Below are 25,427 nucleotides of genomic sequence, written 5' to 3'. Positions count from 1 at the left end.
CACACCGGGACCGTCCGTGCCGGGGGACCTTGGGGGTCCGGGTGAAGCGGTTTGAAGGGCAGGTCGCCGGCTATTGGCTGGCGGCCCTGGGATTTGTTTGTGCGTGGAGCATCCTGTGCTGGCCCTGGCTTTCGGGGGCGGTGACGATTCCCTTCGATGCCAAGGCGCATTTCCAGGCCCAGATCCAGTTTCTCGCCCAGGCTCTGCATAGCGGCCAGTCGCCGTTCTGGACGCATAATGTCTTCGGCGGTTCGCCGCAGGTTGCCGATCCGCAATCCCTGATCTTCTCGCCCGCCATCCTGCTTGCGCTGCTGACGCCCTCGCCGAGCTTCCGGATGGTCGATGCCTATGTGCTGGCGCACCTGCTCGTTGGCGGGCTGGCCTTCCTGATGTTCTTCCGCGACCGCGGCTGGCACCCTGCCGGCGGTCTACTTGCTGCGCTCGTCTTCGCCTTTGGCGCCTCGGCCGCGTGGCGGGTGCAGCATGTCGGTCAGATCGCGAGCCTTGCGTTCTTTGCGATCGCCTTCTGGCTGACGGCCCGCATGCTTCAGTGCGCGTCGCTGCGCGCTGGCGCGCTGGCAGGCTTTGCTGCCGGCCTGATGGTCCTGGAGCCCGATCAGGTGGCGCTGCTTGGCGCCTATGTGCTGATCGGCATGGTCGTCGCGCATTGGTTTTCCGGCGGCTGGGCGGCTGTCCGGGCGAGCCTGGCGCCGATTTCGGTCGCGAGCCTCGCCGGCCTTGCGACGATCCTGCTGCCGCTGATCTGGACCTGGCTTTTCGCCGAGGCGACGACGCGTCCCGAGGTCGACCTCATTGAAGCTGGCCGTGGCTCGCTGCACCCGGCCTCCCTGCTGACGGCCTTCGTGGCCGATCTCTTCGGTGCGCGCGATCCGGCCGTGGATTTCTGGGGCCCCTACAGCCCGGCCTGGGATGCCAAGGAGCTCTTCCTGTCGCAGAATATGGGGCAGGTCTATGTCGGCGCGCTGCCGCTGTTGCTCCTGATCGCGCCGGGCTTGAGCCGCGGCTGGCTCTGGGACAGGGCGATCCGCCCGCTGACGCTGCTCTTCGTCTTCATGGTTCTGTTCGCGCTCGGGCGCTACACACCGCTGTTTCAGGCGGCCTATGAGTATTTGCCGGGCGTGAAGGTCTTCCGCCGCCCGGCCGATGCGACCTTCCTGATCGGTGCGCTTGGTGCGCTGCTCGCAGGCTACGTGCTGCATCGCCTTCTGAGCGAGGAGCGTCTCGGTTCACTGCATCGCGATCTCGGTGTTGCCGGTGTGGTCGTCGCTGGGCTCGTCGCTGCGGCCTTGTTCGTCTCGAAGCGCGAGGGGCATCTTGCCGATGCCTGGTGGCCGAGCCTTTCGGCGGCCTTCTGGTTTGCGGGGGCTGCGCTGGTGCTTGTCGCGCTGACGCGCTGGCGCGGAGCGCTGGCACCGCTTGCCAGCGTGCTCGTGGTCGCCGGCGCCGTCGGGGCCGACCTTGGCGTTAATAACGGCCCCAACGACTCGACTGCGCTGTCCCCGCAGCTCTACGACGTGCTCCGTCAGGAGACGAAGAACGAGACCGTCCAGATTCTCAAGCAACTGGTTGCCCAGCCGGCCGGGTCGCCACGTCGCGACCGCGTCGAGCTGCTCGGCATGGGGTTCGAATGGCCGAATGTCGGGATGGTTCACGGCTTTGACCATACGCTCGGCTATAATCCGTTGCGGCTGGCCGATTTCTCGGACGCGGTCGGCACGCGTGACTCGATCGCCGCGCCGGACCAGCGCAAGTTCACACCGCTTTTCCCCTCCTATCGCTGCCGCCTCGCTGATCTCCTCGGCCTGCGCTACATCGCGACGCGTATTCCGATCGGTCAGGTCGATCACGCGTTGAAGTCGGATGATCTCAAGCTCATCGCCTTCACGGGGGATGGCTACATCTACGAGAACCCACGGGCGCTGCCGCGCGCCATGTTCGTCGGCGGCTGGCAACTCGCCGATTTCGACGGCATGAAATCGGCGGGCCAGTGGCCCGACATCGATCCACAGCAGGTTGTGCTGCTCGATAGCGTACCGCCGGATGCGGTGCCGGAAGGACCGATTTCGGCGCAAGCCGAGGCCAAGTTGACGCGCTATCAGAACACCGAAGTCGAGATCACGGTCACGACGGACAAGCCTGGTTTCGTTCTGCTCAACGACATCTGGCATCCATGGTGGCGGGCGGAGCTCGACGGTGCGGAGGTCGATATCCTGAGGGCGAATGTGCTGTTCCGTGCCGTGCAGGTGCCGGCGGGGACGCATACCGTGCGCTTCAGTTTCAAGCCGGTCGAGGGCGCCATTGCAGAGCTGCGCGATCGCGTCGAACCGATCGTGCCGGAGGAGGCTCCTTCGGCTGCCGAGCCGCGCGTCGCGGCGGGATCCGGCACGACGCCCAATCCGCGTCTCTATGAAGATGGCGGCTGGTTCGAAAGCCGCGACCACGGCCAAGCGCCGCAGACTGCGACCCTGGTTCGTTAGTCCATCGGACCGGATCTCGTATCCGGTCCGATGGACTACCCTTTCCGCGTTTGCATCGGCTTTCCCGAAAAGCCGCAATCCAGTTTTGGGCCGATGCGTCAGATCGCCCCCCAAAGAAGAAAGGCCCGGCGACACGAACGCATCGCCGGGCCCCAAATTGTTCGAGGCGAAGCCTTGCGGGCTTCGCTTTGTTTAGCCCTCAGGCGACGCCGAGCTTCTTCTGCAGGCTGGTCGAGGAGGTGGTGTACTGGAAGGTCAAGCGCTTCTCCGGATAGACATACCGGTGCACCTTCTGGGCGGCGAGCGCTGCCTCATGGAAGCCTGAGAGGATCAGCTTGAGCTTGCCGGGGTAGGTGTTGATGTCGCCGATGGCGAAGATGCCAGGCACATTGGTCTCGAATTTCTCGGTGTCGACCGGGATCAGGTTCTCGTGCAGGTTCAGACCCCAGCTCGCGATCGGGCCGAGCTTCATCGTCAGCCCGAAGAAGGGCAGCAGGGTATTGCAGGAGACCTCGAAGGCCTCGTTGGCACTGTCGCGGCAGATCGCGGCTTCCAGCGTGGTGCCGTCGCCCTTCAGGCCGGTGACCTGACCGATCCTCAGATCCATCTTGCCGTCTGCGACCAGTGCCCGCATCTGCTCGACCGAATGCGGCGCAGCGCGGAAATCGTCGCGACGGTGCATCAGTGTCACTCGCTTGGCGAGGGGCTGCAGGTTCAGAGTCCAGTCGAGCGCGGAATCGCCGCCGCCGACGATCAGAATCTCGCGGTCGCGGAAGGCTTCCATCTTCCGGACGGCGTAGAAGACGCTGTTGCCTTCATAGGCCTCGATTCCCGGGATCGGCGGCTTCTTCGGCAGGAACGATCCGCCCCCGGCGGCAACGAGCACCGTCTTGGTGTTGAAGACGGTGCCGGCATCGGTGCGCACCCGAAAGCGGGGCGCCTCCGCCGTGCCGGTCGGCTCGAGCGACTCGATCATCTGGTTGAGATGGAAGGTCGGGCCGAAGGGTTTGACCTGCTCGATCAGATTGTCGACCAGGCCCTGGCCCGTGACCATCGGAAAACCGGGAATGTCATAGATCGGCTTTTCCGGATAAAGCTCGGCACATTGGCCGCCGACCTTCGGCAGGATGTCGACGAGATGGGCGCGGATATCGAGCAGACCGAGTTCAAACACCGCGAACAGGCCGCACGGACCCGCGCCGACGATCACGACGTCGGTTTCGATGACCTCGCTCTCGGCGACGTTCTCGTTGGCAATATCGGCACTCATCGTGAATTCCCTCGGGATGTTCCCTGCGGCCATGCGCGGGAGCCGATGCAGCAAATCCTGCTGCGATGCAATGAAAACCCCCGCCCGAGCATGGGCGGCAGCCGGAAAAGAGAAGAATTTCCTGTTTCAGGCGCCCGTGTCAGCAACAAGGCCTATGCTGGAAATCCCGGCGACGGCCGCGGCCTCGTCATTGTCCGAGGTGTCTCCTGAGATTCCGATCGCGCCGAGAAGCACGCCGGCGCTATCGCGAATGAGCACGCCGCCCGGGACCGGCACGAGCGATCCGCCGACCGCATGGGTTGCTGCTTCAATGAAATAGGGGCGCTCGAGCGCCATCTTGTGCAGGGCGCGCGAGCCGAGGCCGAGCGCCACGGAGCCATGCGCCTTGCCAAGTGCGATCTCGCCGCGTTTCAGACTGGTGCCGTCCTGTGCCGCGAAGGCCTTCTGCGCGCCTCGCGCATCGATGATGGCGATCGCGAGCGGTTTGAAACCGGATTTCTCGGCATGGGCAAGCGTGCTGGCGAGGATGGTCTGGGCCTGGGCCAAGGTGAGCATGGGAAGAGCCTTCCATTGAGGACGCGAGCTTCTTGCCAGCCCGCAGGCATGGAGGGAAGCTGCCGCAGCGCGCAATCTGCCATGTCATGGTGAAACGTGCCGGCATATCGCCCCCTTTGCCGGCATCACGCAATTCAACTTGAACTTGCAGGGGCAAGCGGGCTTCATACCAACCCCGACACTGGAGGATAAGCTATGGGTCTGTTCAGTTTCATCAAGGAAGCCGGTGCGAAGATCTTCGGTGGCTCGGCGCAGGCGGCGACCCCCGACGCTCTGCAGAAGGAATTGGCAGGGCACGGGCTGCCCTCCGACGTCAATATCCAGATCGACGGCGACAAGGTGAAGGTCTCCGGCAAGGCGGTCTCTACCGAAGAGGCCGAGAAGATCATTCTTGCACTGGGCAACACGACAGGCGTGGCGCAGGTCGAGTCCGAGTTGGCGGTGACGAAGGAGGCCCCGGCTGCCGTGTTCTACACGGTCAAGAAGGGGGATACGCTCTGGAAGATCGCCGAGGAGCACTATGGCAAGGGGCAGGGCGCGAAATACACCGAGATCGTCAAGGCCAATACGCCGCCGGTGAAAAATCCCGACCTGATCTTGCCCGGTTGGGTGCTGCGTATTCCGCCCAAGGCCTGATCCGCTTCCACCCCCTTCAATCAACGGCATGCGGCGTTACCCGCATGCCGTTTTGAGGCTCGCCGTGACCGCTTCAATTTCAGGCGGACGGCACTTGCGTCAGTCGCGCTTTGGCGCTCATCTGTCATACCAATAAGGCAGACAAGGCATTCCTTACGGGAATGGACCGTCATGCTGTGCCTGAGCAGGCCTCTGGGGAGGGGATGAATGACTTTTGACCGCCGCAAATTCCTGACGCTTGCCGGCACGGCCGTTGCCGCGCCGGCCGTGATGCGTGTCACTCGCGCCAATGCGCAGGAGGTGACGCTGAAGATGCATCACTTCCTGCCGCCTGTCGCCAATGGCCATTCCAAGTTCCTGAAGCCATGGGCCGACAAGGTCGCGGCCGAATCGAATGGCCGCATCAAGATCGATATCTTCCCGTCGATGCAGCTTGGCGGAACGCCGCCGCAGCTCTTCGACCAGGCCCGTGACGGCGTTGCCGATATCGTCTGGACGCTGCCCGGCAATACGCCGGGACGTTTCACCGGCATCGAAGCCTTCGAGCTGCCCTTCGTCTCGAACAAGCGGGCCTTGGTCAATTCGCTGGCTCTGACGGACTACGCCGAGCAGAACCTCAAGGACGAGTTCAAGGACGTCAAACCCATCTGTTTCTGGGCGCATGATCACGGGCTGATCCACGCCAACAAGCAGGTGAAGACGATGGAGGACCTGAAGGGTCTGAAATTGCGCTTCCCGACCCGCCTTGCCGGCGAAGCCCTGCGGACGCTTGGCGCCAATGCGATCGGGATGCCGATTCCGCAGGTGCCGGAATCGCTGGCGCAGCGCGTCATCGATGGCTGCGTCGTGCCCTGGGAGGTCGTGCCGTCGATCAAGGTCCAGGAGCTGGTGAAGTATCACACCGAGATTCCGGGCTCGCCGACCTTCTATGTCGCGACCTTCATCCTGGCGATGAACCGCGCGAAATACGATTCGCTTGCGCCTGAACTGAAGGCGGTTCTCGACAAGAACTCCGGCGCTGTTGCGGCTGCCATGGCCGGCAGGGTCTGGGACGAGCAGGCGGTCGTGGTCTCCGAGATGGTTCGCAAGCGCGGCAATACCATCACCACGCTCGACGAAGCCGAGGCCGCGCGCTGGCGCAAGACGACCGAACCGGTGATCGACGGCTGGGTCAAGGCCGCCAAGGACAAGGGGCTCGACGGGGCGAAGCTGCTGGAGAGCGCCAGGGCGGCGCTCGCCAAGCACGAGAAGGCGGCCTGACGGCGCATCATGGCGGTCAGAGGCCGGGAGGCAACGATGCCGGGCTTCGATGCTCTGGTGCGTGGGATCGCCATCGCGGGTGGCGTTCTGCTAATTGCGCTGGCGACCATGGTGGTCGTCAGCGTGACCTTGCGCAGCGACCTGATCGGCGCGGCTGGCGTCCCGGGTGATTTCGAGTTGGTGCAGATGGCGACGGCGGTCGCCGCCTTCTGCTTTCTGCCCTATTGCCAGCTTCGGCGCGGCAACATCTTCGTCGACACCTTCACGCTGAAGCTGCCCTTGCGCTGGCAAAGGGCAATCGATGCGCTTTGGGATATCGTCTATGGCCTGGTCATGGCGCTGATCGCCTGGCGGCTCGCTGCCGGCGCACTGGCGGCCTTCGCGAGCGGTGAGAATACGATGGTGCTGCAGGTGCCGAGCTATCTTCCAATCGCCATTTGCGCCGTGCTGGCCGCACTGGTTTCTCTGACCTCGTTCGTCAGCGCCAGCCGGCTGGCGAGGGCGCGCGCGTGAGCGGCTTCACCCTCGCCATCACGGGTTTCGTCGCGCTTCTCGCTCTTATGGCCGTCAGATTGCCGATCGGGCTGGCGATGATGCTGGTCGGTGGCCTCGGTTACATCCAGCTCAACGGGCTGGAGCCCTTCCTCAACTACATCAAGACGACGCCCTATCAGATCTTCGCCAACTACACGCTGTCGGTGATTCCCCTCTTCGTGCTGATGGGGGCTTTCGCCGAGCGCTCGGGCCTGGCATCCGACCTGTTCAAGGCCGCGTCGGCCTTCGTCGGCCATCGCCGTGGCGGGCTCGGGATGGCGATGATCGGGGCCTGTACGGGCTTCGGCGCAATCTGCGGGTCCTCGGTTGCGACGACGGCGACCTTCGCGCGCGCAGCGCTGCCGCAACTGCGGCACTACCGCTACGACCCCGGCTTCGCCTGCGGCGTCACCGCCGTCGGCGGCACGCTCGGTATCCTGATCCCGCCCTCGGTGATCCTGGTCGTCTATGCGATTTCGACCGAGCAGAACATCGCCAAGCTGTTCAAGGCGGCCTTGATCCCGGGCCTGATGGCGGCTGCGATGTATTGCATCACCATCGCGATCATGACCCGGCTCGACGCGACACTCGGTCCGGCGCACGAGCGGATCGTCTGGCGCAACCGGCTCGGCCCACTGCTCGGGGTCATCCCGGCGATGCTGGTCGCGCTGGTCGTGGTCGGTGGCATCTACGGCGGGATCTTTACACCGACCGAGGGTGCCTCGGTCGGGGCCTTTGTCATGTTGATGATCGGCGTGTTCCGGCGGACGCTGGGCCTGAAGGCGATCGCCGAGGCGATCCTGCAGACGGCCGAGACCTCGGCGATGATCTTTGCGATCCTGCTCGGAGCCGAGATCTTCAACGCCTTCCTGGCGCTGACCCAGGTGCCGACCGCGGCGGCCGAGATGATCGCTGCATCGGGCTGGCAACCCTATTCGGTCCTGGTTGGTCTGCTCGTCTTCTACATCGTGCTCGGCGGCGTCATGGACGAACTTGCCATGATCCTGCTGACGCTGCCGGTGTTCTTCCCGATCGTGACCGCACTCGATTTCGGCATGCCTGTCGACGATATCGCGATCTGGTTCGGCATCCTCGTCCTGATCGTAGTCGGGATCGGGATGACCTGCCCGCCGATCGGCCTCAATGTCTTCGTCGTCGCTTCGCTGGCGCGTGATGTCCCGGTCACGCGGATCTATCGCGGGGTGCTGCCCTTCGTGCTCTCCGATATCATCCGGCTTGGCATCGTGGTGGCATTTCCAGCCCTCACGCTCTATCTGGTGAAGCTACTGGATTAGCCTGGACTGGATGGCAGCAGTGACCGTGAACGATCTCGATATCGAGGACATCAAAGCCGGCCTCGCGGCTGATTCCATTCTGATCGTGGATGTGCGCGAGCCGCACGAATTCGCCGCGGGGCATATTCCCGGCTCGGTCTCGCGGCCGCTGTCCCAGTTCGACCCTGCCGACCTGCCCAATCCGCCTGGAAAGCGCGTCGTGTTCTCCTGCGCGGCCGGCGTGCGCTCGCTGCGGGCTCTGGAATTCGCGCAGTCGGCCGGGCTCGATATCGACAGCCATTATCGTGGTGGCTTCAAGGACTGGGCGATGCGCGGCGAGCCCGTCGAGCAATAGGACCGGGCCTTGCGTGTGATGCATCGCAGCTTTCTGCCTCCGGGGGGCTGACGCGACGCTGATCCTGCTCCAGTTTCCTAAGCGACGGTTTCGAGATTTTCGTACTTTCAAGGATGTAAGCCCATGCGCCCCATGAAGTTCGGAGTCGGCCAGCCCATTCGCCGGGTCGAGGATCACCGCCTGACCACCGGGATGGGGCGCTATACCGACGATATCGCCGTCGAGGGAGCGCTGCATGCCTTCGTGCTACGCTCGCAATACGCTCATGCGAAGTTCACGATCCGCGACAAGGATGCCGCCCGCAAGATGAAGGGCGTGAAGCTGGTCCTGACCGGCGAGGACGTGGCGCATCTCGGCGACATTCCGTGCAAGGGCTTGATCACGACGGTTACGGGCCAATCGGTGGAGCCGAATCCGGTGCCGATCTTGCCGACCGATACGGTGCGTCATGTCGGCGAGGCGGTCGCCTTCATCGTTGCCGAGACCCTGAGCCAGGCCCGCGACGCGGCCGAGGCGATCGACATCGCCTGGGAGGTCCTGCCTTCGATCACCGGTATCGCCGAAGCGCTCGCTCCCAAGGCACCGCAGGTCTGGCCGGGGCGTGAGGGCAATGTTGCTTTCGAGGCCGAGCAGGGCAATTCCGAGAAGACCGAGAAGGCCTTCGCCAAGGCCGATCGCATCGTTTCCGTCACGATCGTCAACAACCGTCTCGCCTCCAACTACATGGAGACGCGCGCCTGCATCGCCGAATACGACAAGGATTCGAAACGCTGGACGCTGACGCTCGGCAGCCAGGGCAGCCACGGCACGCGCGATATCCTCGCCGGCTACATCCTGAAGGTCGATCCCTCGCGCATCCGCGTCATCACGCCCGATGTCGGCGGCGGCTTCGGCACCAAGATCTTCATGTATCGCGAATACCCGCTGACCATGGTGGCGGCCGAGAAGCTGAAACGCCCGGTGCGCTGGGTCGCGGACCGAACCGAGCATTTCCTTGCCGACACCCATGGTCGCGCCAATCTGACCACGGCTACGATGGCGCTCGACAAGAAGGGCCGGTTCATCGGCCTCAAGGTCGATCTCGCCGCGGAAATGGGCGCCTATCTCTCGCAGTACGGACCTTTCATCCCCTGGGTCGGCACGACGATGACGCCGGGCTGCTACAATATTCCGGCCGTGCATGTGCGCTTTCGTGGGGTTTTCACCAACACCACCCCGGTCGATGCCTATCGCGGAGCCGGGCGTCCGGAGGCCGCCTACCTGATCGAGCGGCTGGTCGATGCCATCGCGCGCGAAACCGGCAAGACGCCGGACGCCGTCAGGGCGCAGAATTTCGTCAAGCCAGCGGAGATGCCGCATTCGACCCAGACCGGGCCGGTCTATGATTCCGGCGAGTTCGAGGGGCATATGCGCCGCGCCATGGATGTCGCCGACTGGAAGGGCTTCAAGGCGCGCCTCAAGGCCTCGACCAAGGCCGGCAAGATTCGCGGCATCGGCATGGCCTGCTATATCGAGGCCTGCGGCGGCGGCGGTCCGGAGAGTTCGACCGTCATCCTTGAGAAGGACGGCACGGTGACCGTGCTGATCGGCACCCAGTCGAACGGGCAGGGGCACGAGACGGCGTATTCGCAGCTCGTCGCGCAGCATCTGGATATCCCGATGGACCGCATCCGCGTTGTCCAGGGCGATACCGACCGGGTCGAGACCGGCTCCGGCACCGGCGGCTCGCGCTCGATTCCCGTGGGAGGCGCTGCGCTCGATAAGGCGTCTTCGATCCTGACTGAGAACCTGAAGCAGCTTGCGTCCGAAAAACTCGAGGCCGGTATCGGCGATCTGGAAATCGTCGATGGCGCGGTGCGGATCGTCGGCACCGACAAGGCGCTCGACCTCAAGGCCATTGCCGCTCTGCCTGGAGCAACGGCTGACAAGCTCAGGGTCCATCAGAGCTGGACGCCGCCGGAAGCGACCTATCCGAATGGCACGCATATCTGCGAGCTGGAGGTTGATCCCGGCACAGGCGCGACCGAGATCGCCAACTATGTCGTGGTCGACGATTTTGGCGTGACGCTGAACCCGCTAATGCTCGAGGGCCAGGTCCATGGTGGTGCCGCCCAGGGGATTGGCCAGGCCCTGATGGAGGAAATTCGCTTCGATAGCTCCGGCCAGATGCTGACGGCGACGTTCATGGATTACGCCCTGCCGCGCGCGGTCGACGTTCCAAATTTCCATTTCGAGACCCGCAATGTCCGCTGTGTCACCAATGCGCTCGGCGTGAAGGGGGCCGGAGAGGCCGGTGCGATCGGGGCCTGTCCGGCGGTGATGAATGCGATGGTGGACGCGCTCGACCGCGCAGCCGGTATCCGGGCGATCGATATGCCCGCGACGCCGAAGAAGGTGTTCGGGGCGTTGAAAGTTGCAGGCTATCAGCAGTGATCCAGGCGTAAGCGCCTCTAACTCCGATGTGTTCACGGAAATGCGACTTGGCGTCGTGATGCGGATCGGCTGATCTGAAAGGCTTCTAAGCGGCGCGCTCGACGCCGCGCTTTCCGGGAGGAGGCTTACGCATGATACGTACCGTACTCGTCGCCGCCGGCCTAGTTGTGACGCTCTCGACCGTGATTGCCCAATCGGATCCGATTGCCGAGCGTCGCAATACAATGAAGGGAGTGGGCGCCGCCACGCGCGATGGCGCGGCCATGGCCAAGGGCGAGGCCGCCTTTGACGCGAGCAAGAGCGAGACCATCTTCAAGGTCTACGCTGCCGCGGCTCAGAAGATGCCCGGCCTTTTCCCTGATACTGCCAAGACGGGCGGCGAGAGCACGGCCGGGCCCAAAATCTGGGAGGATCCAGCCGGCTTCAAGGCTGGGTTTGCCAAGCTGGAGACGGAGGCCACAGTGGCCGCGGCGAGTGCCACCAAGGACCTCGACAGCTTCCGTTCTGCTTTTGGAAACGTGACCAAGAACTGTGGAAGCTGTCACGAGGTCTATCGGATCAAGAAATAGATTTCTTGGCGCTGCGCCTGCCGCGGCGCGCGATCAGACTTGGGTTAAGGGCGGTCTCCATACTGGAGTCCGCCCTTTAGTATTTGCCCTGCACGCCGGCCATTCCAAACTGCCGCAAGGTTGTGGGCAACCTGTCCGCATTGGCGCGGGATTGATTGGAGCAAATTCCGGTGCGTTCACGAAAATGCGACTTGGCGCTGTCATGCGGATAGGCTGATCTGGAGGAGTTCTAAGCGGAGCCTGTCCGGCACCGCATCTCCCCGAAAAGGATAGTCCCGCATGATCCGTACCGTAGTCGTTGCTGCTGGCCTCATTCTCGGCCTTTCGGCCGTCGTCGCGCAGTCTGACCCTATCGCCCAGCGCCGCGATGCGATGAAGGCCGTTGGCGCGGCAACGCGCGAGGGCGCGGCCATCGCCAAGGGCGAGGCAGCTTTCGATTCCGCCAAGGTTCAGACGATCTTCAAGGTTTACGCTGATGCAGCCAAGAGGCTGCCGGCCCTGTACCCGGAAACGGCCAAGTCGGGCGGCGAGACCACGGCGGGGCCAAAGATCTGGGAGGATCAGGGGGGCTTCAAGACCGCTCTCGCCAAGTTCGAAACCGAAGCCGTGGCCGGTGGTGCCGCCGCCAAGGACCTCGACAGTTTCCGCTCTGCCTTTGGCGCTGCGACCAAGAATTGTGGCTCCTGCCACGAGGTCTATCGCATCAAGAAGTAAGTTCAGCAGCGCCGCGCGGTTGCGCGGCGCGCTCGAACATGGGTTGATGGGCGGGCTCCTCCATGAGCCCGCCCATTCCTGTCAGGCCTGCGCTTCGAACTTTTGAAGTCTTCGGAGCGTTGAGGTACCAGCAAAACCGGGAAACGCTTGATGCGCCGCCTATTCCTCACGCTCGGCATTTTCATCCTGTTGGGACTAGCCGGCTTCTATGTTTTCACCGATCCCCGCGTCGTTTCGCCGGCGCCCGAGATCGGTACCTTGCCGCCGCCGGATGTCGAGAATGGCAAGCTGCTCTTTGCGGCGGGGGGCTGCTCTTCATGCCATGCAACGCCCGGCCAGGATGACAAGCTCCGGCTTGGCGGTGGGCTTGCGTTGCCCTCGCCCTTCGGCACGTTTCACGCACCCAACATCTCACCGCATACGCGGGACGGGATCGGCAACTGGGGAGTGAAGGATTTCGTCGATGCGATGGCGACCGGCGTCTCGCCATCCGGACAACATTATTATCCGGCGTTTCCCTATACTTCCTACCGGCTGATGCCACCCAAAGCCCTGGCCGATCTCTTCGCCTATATTCGCACCCTGCCTTCGGTCGAAGGACGTGCACCAGGGCACGATCTGCCTTTCCCCTTCAATATCCGCCGCGCTGTCGGCGGCTGGAAGCTGCTGTTCTTCGATGGCACGCCGTTCCGGCCGGACCCGACGAAGAGCGAGGAATGGAACCGGGGCGCCTATCTGGTGCAGGGACCGGGCCATTGCGCCGAATGCCATTCCAACCGCAATGCGCTGGGCGCGATCATTCCGTCGACGCGCTTTGCCGGAGGCCCCGACCCGGAGGGCAAGGGTTTCGTGCCGAACATCACTCAGCATGCCGACGGACTGGCGAACTGGTCGAAGTCGGAGATCGCCGAAATGCTCAAGACCGGCTTCACGCCGAGCTTCGACAGCGTCGGCGGCAGCATGGCGCCGGTGGTGCGCAACATTGCGCAGCTGTCAGATGCCGATCGGATGGCGATGGCGGAGTTCATCAAGTCGCTGCCGGCGGTCGCCGGCCCACCACGGCCCAAGAAGGCCGAATAGGCCGCGCAGCCGAATTGCCGATTAGGTCCGCAATGTCATTCCGGTCTGCCTTTGGGCGCCCGGGATGATCTAACCTTCTGCATTCGCAGCGGCTTTTCCGAAAAACCGCAATGCACCTCTCGGGCTGACGCTTTGGCGCCTATTCCATCACCGCTGCCTTGAGGATGCAGACCATCAGGGCGGAACCTGGCTGGTCGCCGACGCAGCGGACGATATGGCGGCGGTCACAGCGATAACGCAGCGTCTCGCCAGCCTTGGCGCGCTGGATCACGTCCCCGACTTCGACCTCGAACTCGCCGGAGGTCACGGAGAGCGATTCGATCGAGCCGCGCTGATGACCTTCGGAGTCCAGTTCGCCGCCGGGTTCGGCCTGCACATCGTACCATTGCAGCCACTCGACGGTCTTGATCCAGCCGATGATGGCAAGCCTGAGCTTGCCGTCCTCTGAGACCAGGATCGGCGTGTCGGCACGGGTGGTCTTGTCGATGAAGGCTTCCTCTTCGCCGCTCGACAGTACACGCTCGATCGAAATGTCGAGGGCCTGCGAGAGACGCCAGATCGTCGCCAGTGTCGGGTTGGTTTCGTTGCGCTCGATCTGGCTGATGATCGACTTGGCAACGCCCGATTGCTCCGCGAGTTCGGAAAGCGAGAGATTATAAGCCTTGCGCAGGCGCTGGATCGTCTTACCGAGCTGACCCGAGATGACCTGGGCCCCGGATTCGAGCTCGCGCCCGCCACGTTCCTTGGTCTCGATACCCATCCTGATACCTGTCACACGAATGCTGTTCGTTTGCGGAAGCGAACAAACGTTTGTCTAACCGGACAATGCCTGTTCCAGTTGGAAGGAGCAAGCCGAGGAGGGGCGGGCGACAGCCGAGAAGGGACTTCGTCCAGGGCCTCTTCACATGATTTTGCGCGAGTTCTCAGGTCGCCCGCGTCGGGCCGACCTCGCGCGTCTCCCGCTTGAGGAGGCCGAGCTGCTTCTCGCGCAGGATCACATAGATGCCGGACGCGATGACGATGGCTGCGCCGACGAGCACAGCCGAAGCCGGCCAGTCGCCGAAGACGAACCAGCCGATCGCGACCGCCCAGAGCATGGTCGAATATTCGAACGGCGCGATCAGCGAGGCGTCGCCATAGCGATAGGCCTGGACCAGGAAGATCTGGCCAAGGCCGCCGAGGATGCCGATCGCGACCATGAGCGCGGCATCCTGAAGATCGGGCATGCGCCAGCCGAGCAGGATCGTGAAGAGGCCGAGTGTCGTCGTCATCAGCGTGAAATAGAAGACGATCGCGCCAGTGCGCTCGGTCATGGTCAGCTGCCGCACCTCGATCGAGGCAAAGGCCGAGCAGCAGGCGCCGGCGAGGCCGAAAGCCGCGCCGATGGCCGGTGCATTGTCGCCGGCGACCTGGAAACTGCCGAGATGCGGGGACAGCATGATCAGCACGCCAATGAAGCCGATGGTCACCGCGCTCCAGCGATAGATCCGAACACGCTCTTTCAGTACCAGAGCGGCAAGTACGACGACTGCGAGCGGAGCGGCATAGCCGAGCGCGACCGCGTCCGGGAGGGGCAGAAAGCTCAAGGCTACGAAGCCGCAGAACATGCCGGTCGAGCCGATCACTCCGCGCTTGAAATGGCCGCGCAGGTTCTTGGTCTTCAGGGCAGCGGGAATTTCGCCGCGCCAGCCCAGCCAGAGCAGCAGCGGGATCAGCGCGAAGAAGGACCGGACGAAAACGAGTTCCCCTGTCGGATAGCGCGCCGCAATCGCCTTGATGCCAGCTGACATCAGGGTGAAGGACAAAGCCGAGATCAGCTTGAGCGTGATGCCGAGGAGAGGAGACAACGGTGCTGCGCGTACGTGTCGGGGGAGAGAGTCTTATAAAAGACTTGGTCCCTCTAGATCACGTTCGCGCGTCGGGTCCAAGCGCAATGCATGCAACCCTGATGCCCGTGGTGACGCATGCGTGCCGTCAAAGGGCGCAGCATCCCGCTCTTGCGCGGCAGGGACCAACAATGAATCCCCGGAGAGTAACGCTCCCCGGGGCTGATGGTGGCCTGGCCCGCGTCTCAGAACGTGCCCTTGAACACGCCGCCGTCCATCAAGAGGTTCTGACCGGTGATGTAGCCGGCATGGGCGCTTGCCAGGAAGGCGCAGGCCTTGCCGAACTCCTCTGCATTGCCAAAGCGCCTCGCCGGAATCTCGGCCATGCGCCCCCTCGTCATTTCCTCGGGCGTGATCCCCTTGATCGCCGCCATCTTGGTGGTCGAGCCCTTCAACCGATCAGTATCGAACATGCCGGGCAGGATGTTGTTGATGGTGACGTTGGCATAGGCGACCTCGCGGGCCACGCCGGAGAAGAAGGCGGTCAGACCGGCGCGTGCTCCCGACGAGACATCGAGCCCCGTCAAGGGCGTCAGCACGCTCATCGAGGTGATGTTGACGATGCGGCCGAAGCCGCGCGCAATCATGCCGTCGACGACACGCTGCATCAGTTCAACCGGTGTCGCCATGTTCTGGATGACGCCTTCGAGAAGTGCTTCGCGCGAGATCTCGCGGAATGGCTTCGGCGGCGGGCCGCCATTGTTGTTGACCAGGATATCCGGCTCCGGTGCCGCGGCGAGCAACGCGTCCTGGCCAGCGCGGGTCGAGACATCGGCAACGACGGCGATCACGGTCGCTCCATATTTCGCCCGGATCTGGCTCGCCGTGGCCTCCAGCGTGGTGGCGTCGCGGCCATTGATGACCACGGTGCAACCGGCTTCGGCGAGAGCCTCGGCGCAGCCCCGGCCGAGTCCCTTGCTCGAGGCGCAAATGATGGCCGTACGGCCGGCAATACCCAAATCCATCGCGTTTCTCCGGAGCTTTTGCTGATGCCCAGCCGAGCAGAACCATGGATTGCGGTCTGCGTCATCAAAGCGCAATGCAAATCAGACACACGCCGCAAGCAATGCAACAAGATGGGCTGGCGGCATGAGCGACGAGGACGAGGCGAAGCAGGTTCGCAGCATCTTCATCTCCGACCTGCATCTGGGAACGCGTGGAGCACAGGCCGATCTCGTGCTCGAATTCCTGCGGGCCTATGATGCCCCGCAGATCTATCTGGTCGGCGACATCATCGACGGCTGGCGGCTGAAGAGCGGCTGGTACTTCCCGCAGGCGCATAATGATGTCGTGCAGAAGCTGTTGCGCAAGGTGCGCAAAGGGGCGCGGCTGATCTACATCACCGGCAACCACGACGATTTCCTGCGCGATTTCGCAGGGAGCGAGTTCGGCGGCATCCACATCGCGGACCATGCTCTGCATGAGGCCGCCGACGGCAAACGCATGCTGGTGATCCATGGCGATCTGTTCGATCTGGTCGTGCGCAACGCTAAATGGCTCGCGCTGCTGGGCGACTGGGCCTACACCGTCGCGCTTGCGTCCAATACGGTCGTCAACAAGGTCCGTCGCTTGCTCCACCTGCCGCACTGGTCGCTCTCGGCCTGGGCCAAGCAGAAGGTCAAGAACGCGGTCAACTATATCGGCGAGTTCGAGACCTGCCTTGCCGCCGAGGCGCGCCGCCATGGTGCGGACGGCGTGATCTGCGGCCATATCCACCACGCCGCACATCGCAAGATCGACGGGCTCACCTACATCAATACAGGCGACTGGGTCGAAAGCTGCACGGCGGTGGTCGAACACCATGACGGCCGCTTCGAGGTTATTCGCTGGCCGCAATACCGGCTGAAGAGCGAGCCCGCGCGGCCGATCCCGCTGCCGGCCCTGGTCAGCGAGGCGGCCTGATGCGCGTCCTCATCGCGACGGACGCCTGGCGCCCCCAGATCAACGGGGTCGTCCGGTCGCTGGAGCGGATGGCCGAGGCGGGGCCGTCATTCGGCGTGACGCCGCATATGCTGACGCCCGAGGGGTTTCGGCAGATTGGCTTGCCATCCTATCCCGATATCCGCATCGCGCTGGCAACCCAGGGCGCTATCGCCCGGCGCATCACCGATTTCGGGCCGGACCACATCCATATCGCGACGGAAGGGCCGATCGGCTGGCTGACCCGCGCCGTCTGCCTCGCCCAGAAGCGCACGTTCACGACGAGCTACCACACAAGGTTCCCGCAATATGTCGCGGCCCGCTGGCCCATTCCGGAACGCTGGAGCTACCAGTTCCTGCGCCGGTTTCATGGGGCGGCTGCGGGGGTCATGGTCTCGACCGCGACGGTCGAGGCCGAACTGAAAGAGAACGGCTTCGAGCGCATCCTGCGCTGGGGGCGAGGCGTCGATCTCCAGCAGTTCCATCCGCGCCAGCCAAGCGTGCTCGATCTCCCGCGTCCCATCTTCCTCAGTGTCGGGCGCGTCGCGGTCGAAAAGAACCTGGATGCCTTCCTGTCGCTGCGCCTGCCCGGCAGCAAGGTCGTCGTCGGTGACGGTCCCGCACGAACCGACCTGCAGCGCGCCTTCCCGGACGTGACGTTCCTGGGCACGCGCGAGGGCGAGGAACTGGCTGCGATCTATGCGTCTTCGGATGTCTTCGTCTTTCCGAGCCTGACCGACACCTTTGGCATCGTGCTGCTCGAAGCCGCAGCAAGCGGGCTGCCCGTCGCGGCCTTTCCAGTGCAGGGGCCGAGCGATGTCTTTGCCGGCAGCGGTGCTGCTGTGCTGGACGAGGATCTGCGCGGCGCAGCGTTAGCGGCCCTGCGCATTCCGCGCGAAGCCTGCCTGGGACTTGCCGCAGGCCATAGCTGGCAAAGCAGTGCTGAGCAGTTCTACGGACATATCCGGCGGATCTCCCAGCGCGCTCCGGCCCAGAGCATCACAACCTTCGCGAACGCCCGTGCCGGGGAAGCGCAGGCGCGGGAGCAGCAGCGGGCTTGAGCTCGCGCCGAAACACGTCCCGTCTTTCGTGCACGGAGGCGATGACGAGGCCCATCGGCACGCCAAGCCCGACAAGCGCTGCCTCCGACAATTGCAGACTGGCCTCGATGGTTTCCGGCACTGCGTCGTTGACCCCGAGCTCATAGAGATGCCGGGCATGGGCGGCGTCGCGGGCGCGCGCCACGATGACGAGATCGGGGCGCAGAGCCCTTGCCGCCTTGACGATCTCATCGACCGCACGGTGGTTGTGGATCGTGACGATCAGGGCGCTTGCGTCGACCACGCCGCAGAGTTTCAGGAAGTCTGGCTTGGTCGCGTCGCCGAAGAAGGCAGGCCGGCCCGCGCGCCGTTGGCCCGCGATCAGGATCGGATCGGAGTCGAGGGCGATATAGGGCTTCTTGTGCTCTTCCAGCATCGAACCGACGAGCCTGCCGACCCGGCCGCAACCGATGACGATCGCGCGCCCCGCATGATCGTCCGGCGGCAGGATCGTCGCTTCCTCGGGCAGGGCCACTGGTGCCGCGAAGCGTGCCGCCATGTGGCGTGCCACACGGGCGAATAATGGCAACGTCACCATGGTGAGCGATACCGCGGCAAGCACGAGGCTTGCCGCGTGGTGATCGACCAGCTTCGCGCCGACAGCCGCGTTGAGCAGCACGAAGGCGAACTCGCCGCCCGGAGCGACCATGATCGCGGCTTCGATCGCTGTCGAGGCGGAGAGAGACAGGAGCCGGGCCAGGCCCAGCACAACCAGCGCCTTGGTCAGGAGAAGGCCGGCGGCAATGCCGAGGATGATCGCGGGCTCAGCCGCGAGCTGCGCGGGGTCAACACTCATGCCGACGGTCAGGAAGAAGACGCCGATCAGCAGGGATTTGAACGGCTCGATCGTGACTTCGATGGCACGCCGATACTCTGTCTCAGCCAGGAGCAGGCCGGCGATGAAGGCGCCGAGGCCCATGGAGAGGCCGGCCGTTGCCGCCACAAGTCCCGTGCCGAGTGCCACCAGCAGAGTTGCGGCAAGAAAACTCTCGGAGCTGTCGGTCGAGGCAACGAGACGAAAGAGGGGACGAAGCGCAAGGCGCCCGACCACGACGATGCCTGCAATCGCTGCGAAGGCGTGCACGAGGGCCTGCGCAAGGCCGGCGACCAGCGAGCCGCCATTCTGCGCACCGAGGACGGCGATGAGGAAGAGCAGCGGCACGACTGCGATATCCTGGCAGAGCAGGATCGCGAAGCTGGTCCGGCCTGCCGATGTCATCATGCGGCGCCTTGCCGAGAGTAGTTCGACGACCATGGCGGTCGAGGACAAGGCAAGGCCGAAGCCGATGATCAACGCCGCGGCCGCCGGCTGCTTCAGCAGGAAGGCAAAGCCGCCGATGATCGCGGCAGAGAACGCGACCTGCCCGAGCCCGAGGCCGAAGACGAGCCTGCGCATGGTCATCAGCCGCTCGAAGGAGAGCTCGAGCCCGATGACGAAAAGCAGGAAGGCGACGCCGATCTCGGCCGGCCCGGCCAATGCGTTGGCGTCGGACACGGTGATGGTGCGCAGCAACGGCACGGAGGAGACGAGGCCGCCCAAGCCGAACGGGCCGAGCAGCGCGCCGCAGGCCATGAAGGCGACGATCGAATTGACACGGAAGCGCTTGGCAAATGGCACGATTACGCCGGCCGTGGCGAGGACGACGATGGCGTCTTTATAGGCCGAGGGGTCGATCGTGGCTGCCAAGCTATCCTCGCACTGCCGATTCAGGGGCGATTCATGTTTGCGGTCCAAGAGCTTGCGATACAAGCGCTTGTGCGGACTCCAGCAAAAAACTTGCCGTTCCCGGAGACGGCCCGTAGCGTCCGCCCGCATCGTTCGAAGGGGTTTCCATGCGTTTCGCCGGCACCGATTCCTATGTCGCAACCGAGGATCTCACCGTCGCAGTCAACGCGGCGATCCGGCTGGAGCGGCCTCTGCTGGTCAAGGGAGAACCGGGCACCGGCAAGACTGTGCTGGCGGAGGAGATAGCATCGGCTCTGAAGGCGCCGCTGATCACCTGGCACATCAAATCGACGACCAAGGCCCAGCAAGGTCTTTACGAGTATGATGCGGTCAGCCGCCTGCGCGACAGCCAGCTCGGCGATCCGCGGGTGTCCGACATCTCGAACTACATCAAGCGCGGCAAGCTCTGGGACGCCTTCGCCTCGAGCGAACGACCCGTGCTGCTGATCGACGAGATCGACAAGGCCGATATCGAGTTCCCGAACGACTTGCTGCTTGAGCTCGACCGCATGGAGTTCCATGTCTACGAGACCGGCCAGACGGTTCGGGCCGCGCAGCGCCCGGTGATGATCATCACCTCCAATAACGAAAAGGAACTGCCGGACGCGTTCCTGCGCCGCTGCTTCTTCCACTACATCCGCTTTCCCGATGCGCAGACGATGCAGGCGATCGTCGAGGTGCATTTCCCCGGTATCAAGAAGCGGCTGATGGAGGAGGCGCTGCGCCTGTTCTTCGAGGTGCGCGAGGTTCCGGGCATCAAGAAGAAGCCCTCGACCTCGGAGCTGCTCGACTGGCTGAAGCTGCTGGTCGCCGAAGATATCGGCCCGGAGGTCCTGCGTGAGCGCGACCCGCGCAAGCTGATCCCGCCGCTGCACGGAGCGCTGCTCAAGAACGAGCAGGATGTCAGCCTGTTCGAGAAGCTCGCCTTCATGGTGAGGCGGGAGAGCCGCTGAGCGGCTGACCGCTCAGGGATCGCAGGGCGGGATCGCCACCGCGAGATCGATCTTGGGGTCGACTGCGCGCACCGCTTCGCGCAGGTCGAAATCGCGCGCGACCACGACATAGTCTTGCGTTTCCGAGGTCTTCAGATAGCTCGTCCTCAGGATTGGCTTGTTGCCGAGTTCACCGGTGCGACAGGCCTTGTCGGCACCGAGCGCGAGCGAGCCGCGATTGCCGCTGTTGCTGGCCCCGACAAGCAGCTCCTCGCGGAAGACCGAGAGCTTGGTTGCATCCGCGGGGCTGAGTCGGAACACGGTCAGACGCCGTCCCGGCGAGACCATGACCGGCGTTGCGGCGAGTTCGGTGGCGTCGCGCACTTCCTCCAGCACGACCTTGCGCTCATGGCGTCCGCCGTCCCTGGGGTTGATCACGATCGTCATGGTGACGCTGCCCGGCAAAGAGCGGATATCGGACGGCAGGCTGATGGCGGCGCGCAGATCGGCCAGGGTCGTGCTGCGCATGTCGATCCGCGACAGTTTCGGCAGGGAACTCAGCGGGACATGGCCGCACGCGCCGGCAAAGGCGGCCACGATCATGGAAGCGGACAGGGAGGGACGCATGATGAGGCTCGTTAATTTCAAATGAGGTTGTGGCCTAGACATTCAAAAATTCATCTATTAGTTTAATTTTGTCAATCGAGGGCAGAATGAAATGAGCGCGGAAAACACTTTGAGGTCGAGCGAGGCGCCGCTGGCCAGGCTGAAGCGCGTCAGCATGGCAGCACGGTTCGCCAGCTATGCCGCAGCATTGCTCATGGGATTCGGCATGGCCTGGTTGTGGAGCGACCCTGAAAGCCTCGCCAATCATGCGCGCGGCACTATTGGCGTGACTGTCGCGCCGCCGACGACGGCGATGCGCAGCTACTGGCTGGCACTGTCTGTCGGCGCTGTTCCGGCGGGATTGTTCATCTACGCGATGCTGCGTCTGGCAAACCTGTTCGGGCGCTTCGGAAAGGGACGGGTCCTCGAAGTCGTCAATGCCGTCGAACTCAGTCGGATCGGCTGGCTGCTCATTCTCTTTGGTGCAGCGACCCCGGTTGCGCGGGCCCTGCAGAGCGTGGCGCTGACCTATGATAATCCGGCCGGCCGCAGGCAGCTTGCAATCACGCTCGATCCCGGCATGTTCGGCGCGCTCGCCGCGGGCGCAGTCCTTGTCGCCTTCGGGCTGGTGCTGCGCGAGGCAATGCGCCTCTCTGACGAGAATCAGAGTTTCGTGTAGGACAGGGCGATGCCGATCATCGTCGAACTCGATGTCATGCTGGCGCGTCGAAAGATGCGCTCGAAGGAATTGGCCCAGCGCATCGGCCTGACCGAGCAGCAGGTCTCTCAGCTCAAGTCAGGGAAGGTCCGTGGCATGCGTTTCGATACGCTTTCGCGCATCTGCGACACGCTCCAATGCCAGCCCGGCGACCTGCTGCGCTACGAGCCGGGCGAAGAGGAGGGCGGCGGGACCGCGGAGGCCTGAGAGTAGTGTGAGGCCTCTCGCAAAACCCGAAGCAGATGGTTAGGTTCTGATTATGCTGCGCCTTCTGCTTCTTCGCCACGCCAAGTCGAGCTGGTCCACCGGTCTCACCGATCGGGAGCGACCGCTAGCGGTCAGAGGCCGCGAAGCAGCCCCTGTCATGGGGCGCTATCTGGCAGAAGAGATGCTGCTGCCCGATCTCGTGCTGGTCTCGCCTGCGCGCCGAACGACCGAGACCTGGGAACTGGTCGGGCCAATGCTGCCGGAGCGACCCGGAAGCCATCTCGAACCGCGCATCTACGAGGCCAAGCCCGAGCGGTTGCTGCAGGTCGTCCACGACACCGAAGCCAATGTCCGCACGCTGCTGATGATCGGGCATAATCCCGGCTTCGAGGAATTGGCTGCCAAGCTGACCGGCCATGGTGACCGTTATGCGGCGGCGCGAATGGCACAGAAATACCCGACCTGTGGACTGGCCGTGCTCGATTTCGCCGTTGAAGACTGGCGTGATGTCGCGCCGCGCGGCGGCCGGCTCGAGCGTTTCGTGACACCCGCGTCGCTGGGTGAGGGGCCGGACGAATGAGCGGTCCTGCTCCATTCCTTACCGCATGAGCCCCCCCTCCTATCTCGACGAGGCGCGCAATGCTGCGCTGGCCTTCGGTGACAGCCTGCTTGGACTAGCCCGGCCGCGCCTGCGCTTGGGAGTCACCGGACTGTCGCGCTCGGGCAAGACGGTCTTCACCACGGCGCTGATCCAAAATCTCATCGAGGGCGCCAGGCTACCGGTGCTCAAGGCGGCGGCCGATGGCCGGATCACACGTGTGCGGCTGGTGCCTCAACCGGATCCCGATGTGCCGCGCTTTCCCTATGAGGCTCACCGCGCCGCCCTGTCAGGCCCCGACCGGCGCTGGCCCGAGTCGACCCGGCGCATTGCGGAGTTGCGGGTCGAGATCGACTACGAGCGAGCGTCCGGCTGGTTCAAGGGGCCGGCGACGCTGACACTGGATATCGTCGACTATCCCGGCGAATGGCTGCTCGACCTCGCGCTGATCGGCGTCGACTACAAGGCCTGGTCGCGGCAGGCGATCGCAGATGCGCGCAAGGCCCACCGGATCGGTTCAGCCAAGCCCTGGCTCGATGACCTTGCTGTCCGCGATCCGTCGGGGCCGCCTGACGAACTCGCCGCGGAAGCCGCGAGCGATCTGTTCAAGGCCTATCTCGCAAGGCTGCGCGCCGATCCGGAAGCCGTCGCCGTGACCCCGCCGGGGCGGTTCCTGATGCCGGGTGATCTCGAAGGTTCACCGGCGCTGACCTTCGCGCCGCTCGAGATTGCTCCCGATACCGAGGTCGCGCCAGGCACGCTGGCAGGGCTGATGGCAGATCGCTACGAGGCCTATAAGCGGGTCGTGGTGACGCCGTTCTTCCGTGATCATTTCGCCCGCCTGGACCGGCAGATCGTGCTGGTCGATGCATTGGCGGCCCTCGATGCAGGCCCACCGGCGCTCGCCGATCTTGAAACGGCGCTTGGCCAGGCCCTCACGGCCTTTTCCGTCGGCCGCAACTCCTGGCTGACGAGCCTGTTCGCGCCACGCATCGAGCGCGTCCTCTTCGCGGCGACGAAGGCCGACCATATCCACCATACCAGTCACGACCGGCTGGCGGCGGTGATGTCACATCTCGTGGCCCGCGCGGCCGCGCGGGCGCAAGGCGCCGGCGCCAAGGTCGAGGCGATGGCGCTGGCGGCGGTCCGGGCGACGAGGGAAGTCAGGATCAAGCAGGGACGCGAGGACCTGCCGGCGATCGCGGGCGTGCCGGAGGCGGGCGAGAGGGTCGGCGACGAGGTCTTCGACGGCATCGCCGAAGCGGCGATCTTCCCGGGCGAGCTGCCTGAGCGGCCCGAGGCGATCTTCGATCCGAAGGCGCAGTCCTGGCAGGTGCGGGCGCCCCGCTTCAGGCCGCCGCTGGTGCTGCCGGATGCGGGAGGGCGGAGCCAGCCTCCGCCGCAGATTCGCCTCGACCGTGCGCTCGAATTCCTGATCGGTGACAGGCTGGCGTGATGGAGGGAGGCGGACCCATGAGCAAGGCTCCCCGCGCCGTGCGTCTCGATGCCACCGTGCCGGGCGAGGACCCTCCACGCATGACGACGGGGGTCGCTGTCCTGTCCGAAAGCGAACCGCTCGACCCGGTCGAGCCGGCCGCCGTCCCGGCTGCGAACCGTAAGGGCCTCAGCTGGGGCAGCGTGTTCGTTGCGGGCCTGTCCGCCTTCCTGACACTCTCGATCGGCGTCTGGGCCGAGCGGACCATCTCCTCGCTGATGAATGAGAGCCCGGTGCTGGGTTATGCGGCATTGGCCTCGGCGGCGGTCGCCGTACTCGCCCTTCTGGTGATGCTGGGCAAGGTTCTGCGCGACATCCTCCGCGAGCGGCGCGTCGAGTCCTTGCGGCTGCGTGCCACCGCGGTGCTTGCCGGTGGCACTCTCGACGAAGCCAAGGCGATCACGGGCGAACTCCAGCGCCTCTATGCTGCGCGGCCCGAGACCGCAAAGAACAGGGCAGAGCTGGAGGACAGCCTGCCTCAGCTCTTTGCGCCGCATGATGTTCTGACGGTCGCGGAGCGGAGCCTGATGACGCCGCTCGATGCTGCGGCGCAGGCGCAGATCGCGCTGGCTGCGCGCCGGGTCTCGCTGGTTACGGCTGTCAGCCCCCGGGCCCTGATCGATATCGTCTTCGTGCTCGTGGCCTGCGCCAGATTGCTGCGAGCGATCGCCGGCATTTATGCCGGCCGTCCCGGGACGCTGGGCCTGCTGCGGCTGGCGCGGCAGGTGCTGGGGCATCTGGTGGTCACAGGCGGCATCGCGGCCGGTGATGCACTGGTTCAGCAGGTGGTCGGGCAGGGGCTCGCCGCACGGCTGTCGGCCAAGCTCGGCGAGGGCGTGCTCAATGGCCTGCTGACGGCGCGCGTCGGGCTCGCTGCGCTCGCCGTCTGTCGGCCCCTGCCATTCATCGAAGCCAAGCCACCGACCCTGTCGGATGTTGCAAGCGACCTTCCGTCCTGGCGCGGCACTGCTTCCAGTTGAGTCATGGCTCGGCAAGATTTGCCGGCCGGCACGGAAACTGCCGGGCGGAATCCACCGTGATACGGTTTCGAAACCATCCAA

Annotated in this window: 25 protein-coding genes; 18 read left to right on the top strand and 7 right to left on the bottom strand. The window is 64.4% G+C overall.

Features of this window, described 5'->3' with window-relative positions; translation table 11 throughout:
* The first annotated feature begins 41 nt into the window (after positions 1 to 41).
* Positions 42 to 2,498 carry a hypothetical protein gene (locus AB4099_RS01060; RefSeq protein WP_441476727.1) on the top strand — a complete coding sequence of 819 codons (2,457 nt, stop codon included), beginning with the start codon at positions 42 to 44 and terminating at the stop codon, positions 2,496 to 2,498.
* Between the two features lie 199 nt (positions 2,499 to 2,697).
* Here the strand turns inward: AB4099_RS01060 and AB4099_RS01055 are convergent, their stop codons facing one another.
* Both AB4099_RS01055 and AB4099_RS01050 read right to left on the bottom strand, forming a co-directional pair.
* The gene (locus AB4099_RS01055) at positions 2,698 to 3,768 is read right to left on the bottom strand and encodes an NAD(P)/FAD-dependent oxidoreductase (RefSeq protein WP_113514041.1); all 1,071 of its coding nucleotides are present in this window, start codon (positions 3,766 to 3,768) and stop codon (positions 2,698 to 2,700) included.
* A 126-nt stretch (positions 3,769 to 3,894) separates the two neighbouring features.
* The gene (locus AB4099_RS01050) at positions 3,895 to 4,323 is read right to left on the bottom strand and encodes a GlcG/HbpS family heme-binding protein (protein WP_441476726.1); all 429 of its coding nucleotides are present in this window, start codon (positions 4,321 to 4,323) and stop codon (positions 3,895 to 3,897) included.
* Positions 4,324 to 4,518: 195 nt separating this feature from the next.
* On the opposite strand from AB4099_RS01050, the gene lysM reads away from it, so the two are divergent.
* From lysM to AB4099_RS01005, 9 genes are all read left to right on the top strand, one after another.
* Positions 4,519 to 4,959: a peptidoglycan-binding protein LysM gene (lysM, locus tag AB4099_RS01045; RefSeq protein ID WP_113513598.1), complete on the top strand. Its 441-nt coding sequence runs from the start codon at positions 4,519 to 4,521 to the stop codon at positions 4,957 to 4,959.
* Positions 4,960 to 5,166: 207 nt separating this feature from the next.
* Positions 5,167 to 6,219, top strand: a complete 1,053-nt coding sequence (locus AB4099_RS01040) for a TRAP transporter substrate-binding protein (protein WP_441476725.1) — start codon at positions 5,167 to 5,169, stop codon at positions 6,217 to 6,219.
* Between the two features lie 36 nt (positions 6,220 to 6,255).
* Entirely contained in the window at positions 6,256 to 6,732 is a 477-nt protein-coding gene (locus tag AB4099_RS01035; RefSeq protein WP_162768070.1) for a TRAP transporter small permease, read from the top strand.
* Positions 6,729 to 8,048 (top strand): TRAP transporter large permease, encoded by a 1,320-nt coding sequence (locus tag AB4099_RS01030; protein WP_113513592.1) that lies wholly within the window; start codon positions 6,729 to 6,731, stop codon positions 8,046 to 8,048. The genes AB4099_RS01035 and AB4099_RS01030 overlap by 4 nt, the downstream gene beginning before the upstream one ends.
* A 10-nt stretch (positions 8,049 to 8,058) precedes the next feature.
* On the top strand, positions 8,059 to 8,382 hold the full coding sequence (locus tag AB4099_RS01025; RefSeq protein WP_441476724.1) for a rhodanese-like domain-containing protein: 324 nt from the start codon (positions 8,059 to 8,061) through the stop codon (positions 8,380 to 8,382).
* A gap of 123 nt (positions 8,383 to 8,505) precedes the next feature.
* The gene (locus tag AB4099_RS01020) at positions 8,506 to 10,815 is read left to right on the top strand and encodes a xanthine dehydrogenase family protein molybdopterin-binding subunit (RefSeq protein ID WP_113513590.1); all 2,310 of its coding nucleotides are present in this window, start codon (positions 8,506 to 8,508) and stop codon (positions 10,813 to 10,815) included.
* Positions 10,816 to 10,946: 131 nt separating this feature from the next.
* A complete protein-coding gene (locus tag AB4099_RS01015; RefSeq protein ID WP_113513588.1) occupies positions 10,947 to 11,384 on the top strand; it encodes a c-type cytochrome in 438 nt (145 codons plus the stop codon).
* 279 nt (positions 11,385 to 11,663) lie between these two features.
* Entirely contained in the window at positions 11,664 to 12,098 is a 435-nt protein-coding gene (locus AB4099_RS01010; protein WP_441476723.1) for a c-type cytochrome, read from the top strand.
* 150 nt (positions 12,099 to 12,248) lie between these two features.
* The gene (locus tag AB4099_RS01005) at positions 12,249 to 13,178 is read left to right on the top strand and encodes a c-type cytochrome (RefSeq protein ID WP_113513584.1); all 930 of its coding nucleotides are present in this window, start codon (positions 12,249 to 12,251) and stop codon (positions 13,176 to 13,178) included.
* A gap of 139 nt (positions 13,179 to 13,317) precedes the next feature.
* On the opposite strand, the gene AB4099_RS01000 is transcribed toward AB4099_RS01005, so the two are convergent.
* The 3 genes from AB4099_RS01000 to AB4099_RS00990 all read right to left on the bottom strand — a co-directional run bounded on the left by AB4099_RS01000 (position 13,318) and on the right by AB4099_RS00990 (position 16,029).
* Complete coding sequence (locus AB4099_RS01000) at positions 13,318 to 13,938, bottom strand: helix-turn-helix domain-containing protein (protein WP_043237595.1); 621 nt, start codon at positions 13,936 to 13,938, stop codon at positions 13,318 to 13,320.
* A 163-nt stretch (positions 13,939 to 14,101) separates the two neighbouring features.
* Complete coding sequence (locus AB4099_RS00995) at positions 14,102 to 15,025, bottom strand: DMT family transporter (RefSeq protein ID WP_113513582.1); 924 nt, start codon at positions 15,023 to 15,025, stop codon at positions 14,102 to 14,104.
* Positions 15,026 to 15,249: 224 nt separating this feature from the next.
* Positions 15,250 to 16,029 (bottom strand): SDR family oxidoreductase, encoded by a 780-nt coding sequence (locus AB4099_RS00990; protein WP_441476722.1) that lies wholly within the window; start codon positions 16,027 to 16,029, stop codon positions 15,250 to 15,252.
* A gap of 124 nt (positions 16,030 to 16,153) precedes the next feature.
* On the opposite strand from AB4099_RS00990, the gene AB4099_RS00985 reads away from it, so the two are divergent.
* Together AB4099_RS00985 and AB4099_RS00980 are read left to right on the top strand one after the other, a co-directional pair.
* Positions 16,154 to 16,966, top strand: coding sequence for a UDP-2,3-diacylglucosamine diphosphatase (locus AB4099_RS00985; RefSeq protein ID WP_441476721.1), 813 nt, complete (start codon positions 16,154 to 16,156; stop codon positions 16,964 to 16,966).
* The gene (locus AB4099_RS00980; RefSeq protein WP_441476720.1) at positions 16,966 to 18,045 is read left to right on the top strand and encodes a glycosyltransferase family 4 protein; all 1,080 of its coding nucleotides are present in this window, start codon (positions 16,966 to 16,968) and stop codon (positions 18,043 to 18,045) included. The genes AB4099_RS00985 and AB4099_RS00980 overlap by 1 nt, the downstream gene beginning before the upstream one ends.
* Here AB4099_RS00980 and AB4099_RS00975 read toward each other — a convergent pair.
* The gene (locus AB4099_RS00975) at positions 17,984 to 19,771 is read right to left on the bottom strand and encodes a cation:proton antiporter domain-containing protein (protein ID WP_441476719.1); all 1,788 of its coding nucleotides are present in this window, start codon (positions 19,769 to 19,771) and stop codon (positions 17,984 to 17,986) included. The two genes, AB4099_RS00980 and AB4099_RS00975, sit on opposite strands and share 62 nt — an antisense overlap.
* Positions 19,772 to 19,917: 146 nt before the next feature.
* On the opposite strand from AB4099_RS00975, the gene AB4099_RS00970 reads away from it, so the two are divergent.
* Positions 19,918 to 20,763 carry an AAA family ATPase gene (locus tag AB4099_RS00970; protein WP_441476718.1) on the top strand — a complete coding sequence of 282 codons (846 nt, stop codon included), beginning with the start codon at positions 19,918 to 19,920 and terminating at the stop codon, positions 20,761 to 20,763.
* Between the two features lie 12 nt (positions 20,764 to 20,775).
* Here the strand turns inward: AB4099_RS00970 and AB4099_RS00965 are convergent, their stop codons facing one another.
* Complete coding sequence (locus tag AB4099_RS00965) at positions 20,776 to 21,369, bottom strand: hypothetical protein (RefSeq protein WP_441476717.1); 594 nt, start codon at positions 21,367 to 21,369, stop codon at positions 20,776 to 20,778.
* A 91-nt stretch (positions 21,370 to 21,460) separates the two neighbouring features.
* Between AB4099_RS00965 and AB4099_RS00960 the strand changes: the two genes are divergently transcribed.
* The 5 genes from AB4099_RS00960 to AB4099_RS00940 are packed head-to-tail and all read left to right on the top strand — an operon-like array spanning position 21,461 to position 25,346.
* Positions 21,461 to 22,027 carry a DUF2975 domain-containing protein gene (locus AB4099_RS00960; protein ID WP_441476716.1) on the top strand — a complete coding sequence of 189 codons (567 nt, stop codon included), beginning with the start codon at positions 21,461 to 21,463 and terminating at the stop codon, positions 22,025 to 22,027.
* Positions 22,028 to 22,036: 9 nt separating this feature from the next.
* Complete coding sequence (locus tag AB4099_RS00955; protein ID WP_113513568.1) at positions 22,037 to 22,273, top strand: helix-turn-helix domain-containing protein; 237 nt, start codon at positions 22,037 to 22,039, stop codon at positions 22,271 to 22,273.
* Positions 22,274 to 22,325: 52 nt separating this feature from the next.
* Complete coding sequence (locus AB4099_RS00950) at positions 22,326 to 22,853, top strand: SixA phosphatase family protein (RefSeq protein WP_113513566.1); 528 nt, start codon at positions 22,326 to 22,328, stop codon at positions 22,851 to 22,853.
* Positions 22,854 to 22,878: 25 nt separating this feature from the next.
* Positions 22,879 to 24,327, top strand: a complete 1,449-nt coding sequence (locus tag AB4099_RS00945; RefSeq protein WP_441476715.1) for a YcjX family GTP-binding protein — start codon at positions 22,879 to 22,881, stop codon at positions 24,325 to 24,327.
* A gap of 17 nt (positions 24,328 to 24,344) precedes the next feature.
* Positions 24,345 to 25,346: a YcjF family protein gene (locus tag AB4099_RS00940; RefSeq protein WP_441476714.1), complete on the top strand. Its 1,002-nt coding sequence runs from the start codon at positions 24,345 to 24,347 to the stop codon at positions 25,344 to 25,346.
* Positions 25,347 to 25,427 lie beyond the last annotated feature (81 nt).

It is taken from the genome of Allobosea sp. 2KB_26, from assembly GCF_052115715.1.
In the GTDB taxonomy this organism is placed as follows: Bacteria; Pseudomonadota; Alphaproteobacteria; order Rhizobiales; family Beijerinckiaceae; genus Allobosea.
The sequence above is the reverse complement of the archived record's forward strand: the minus strand, read 5'-3'. Positions and strand labels throughout refer to the sequence as shown.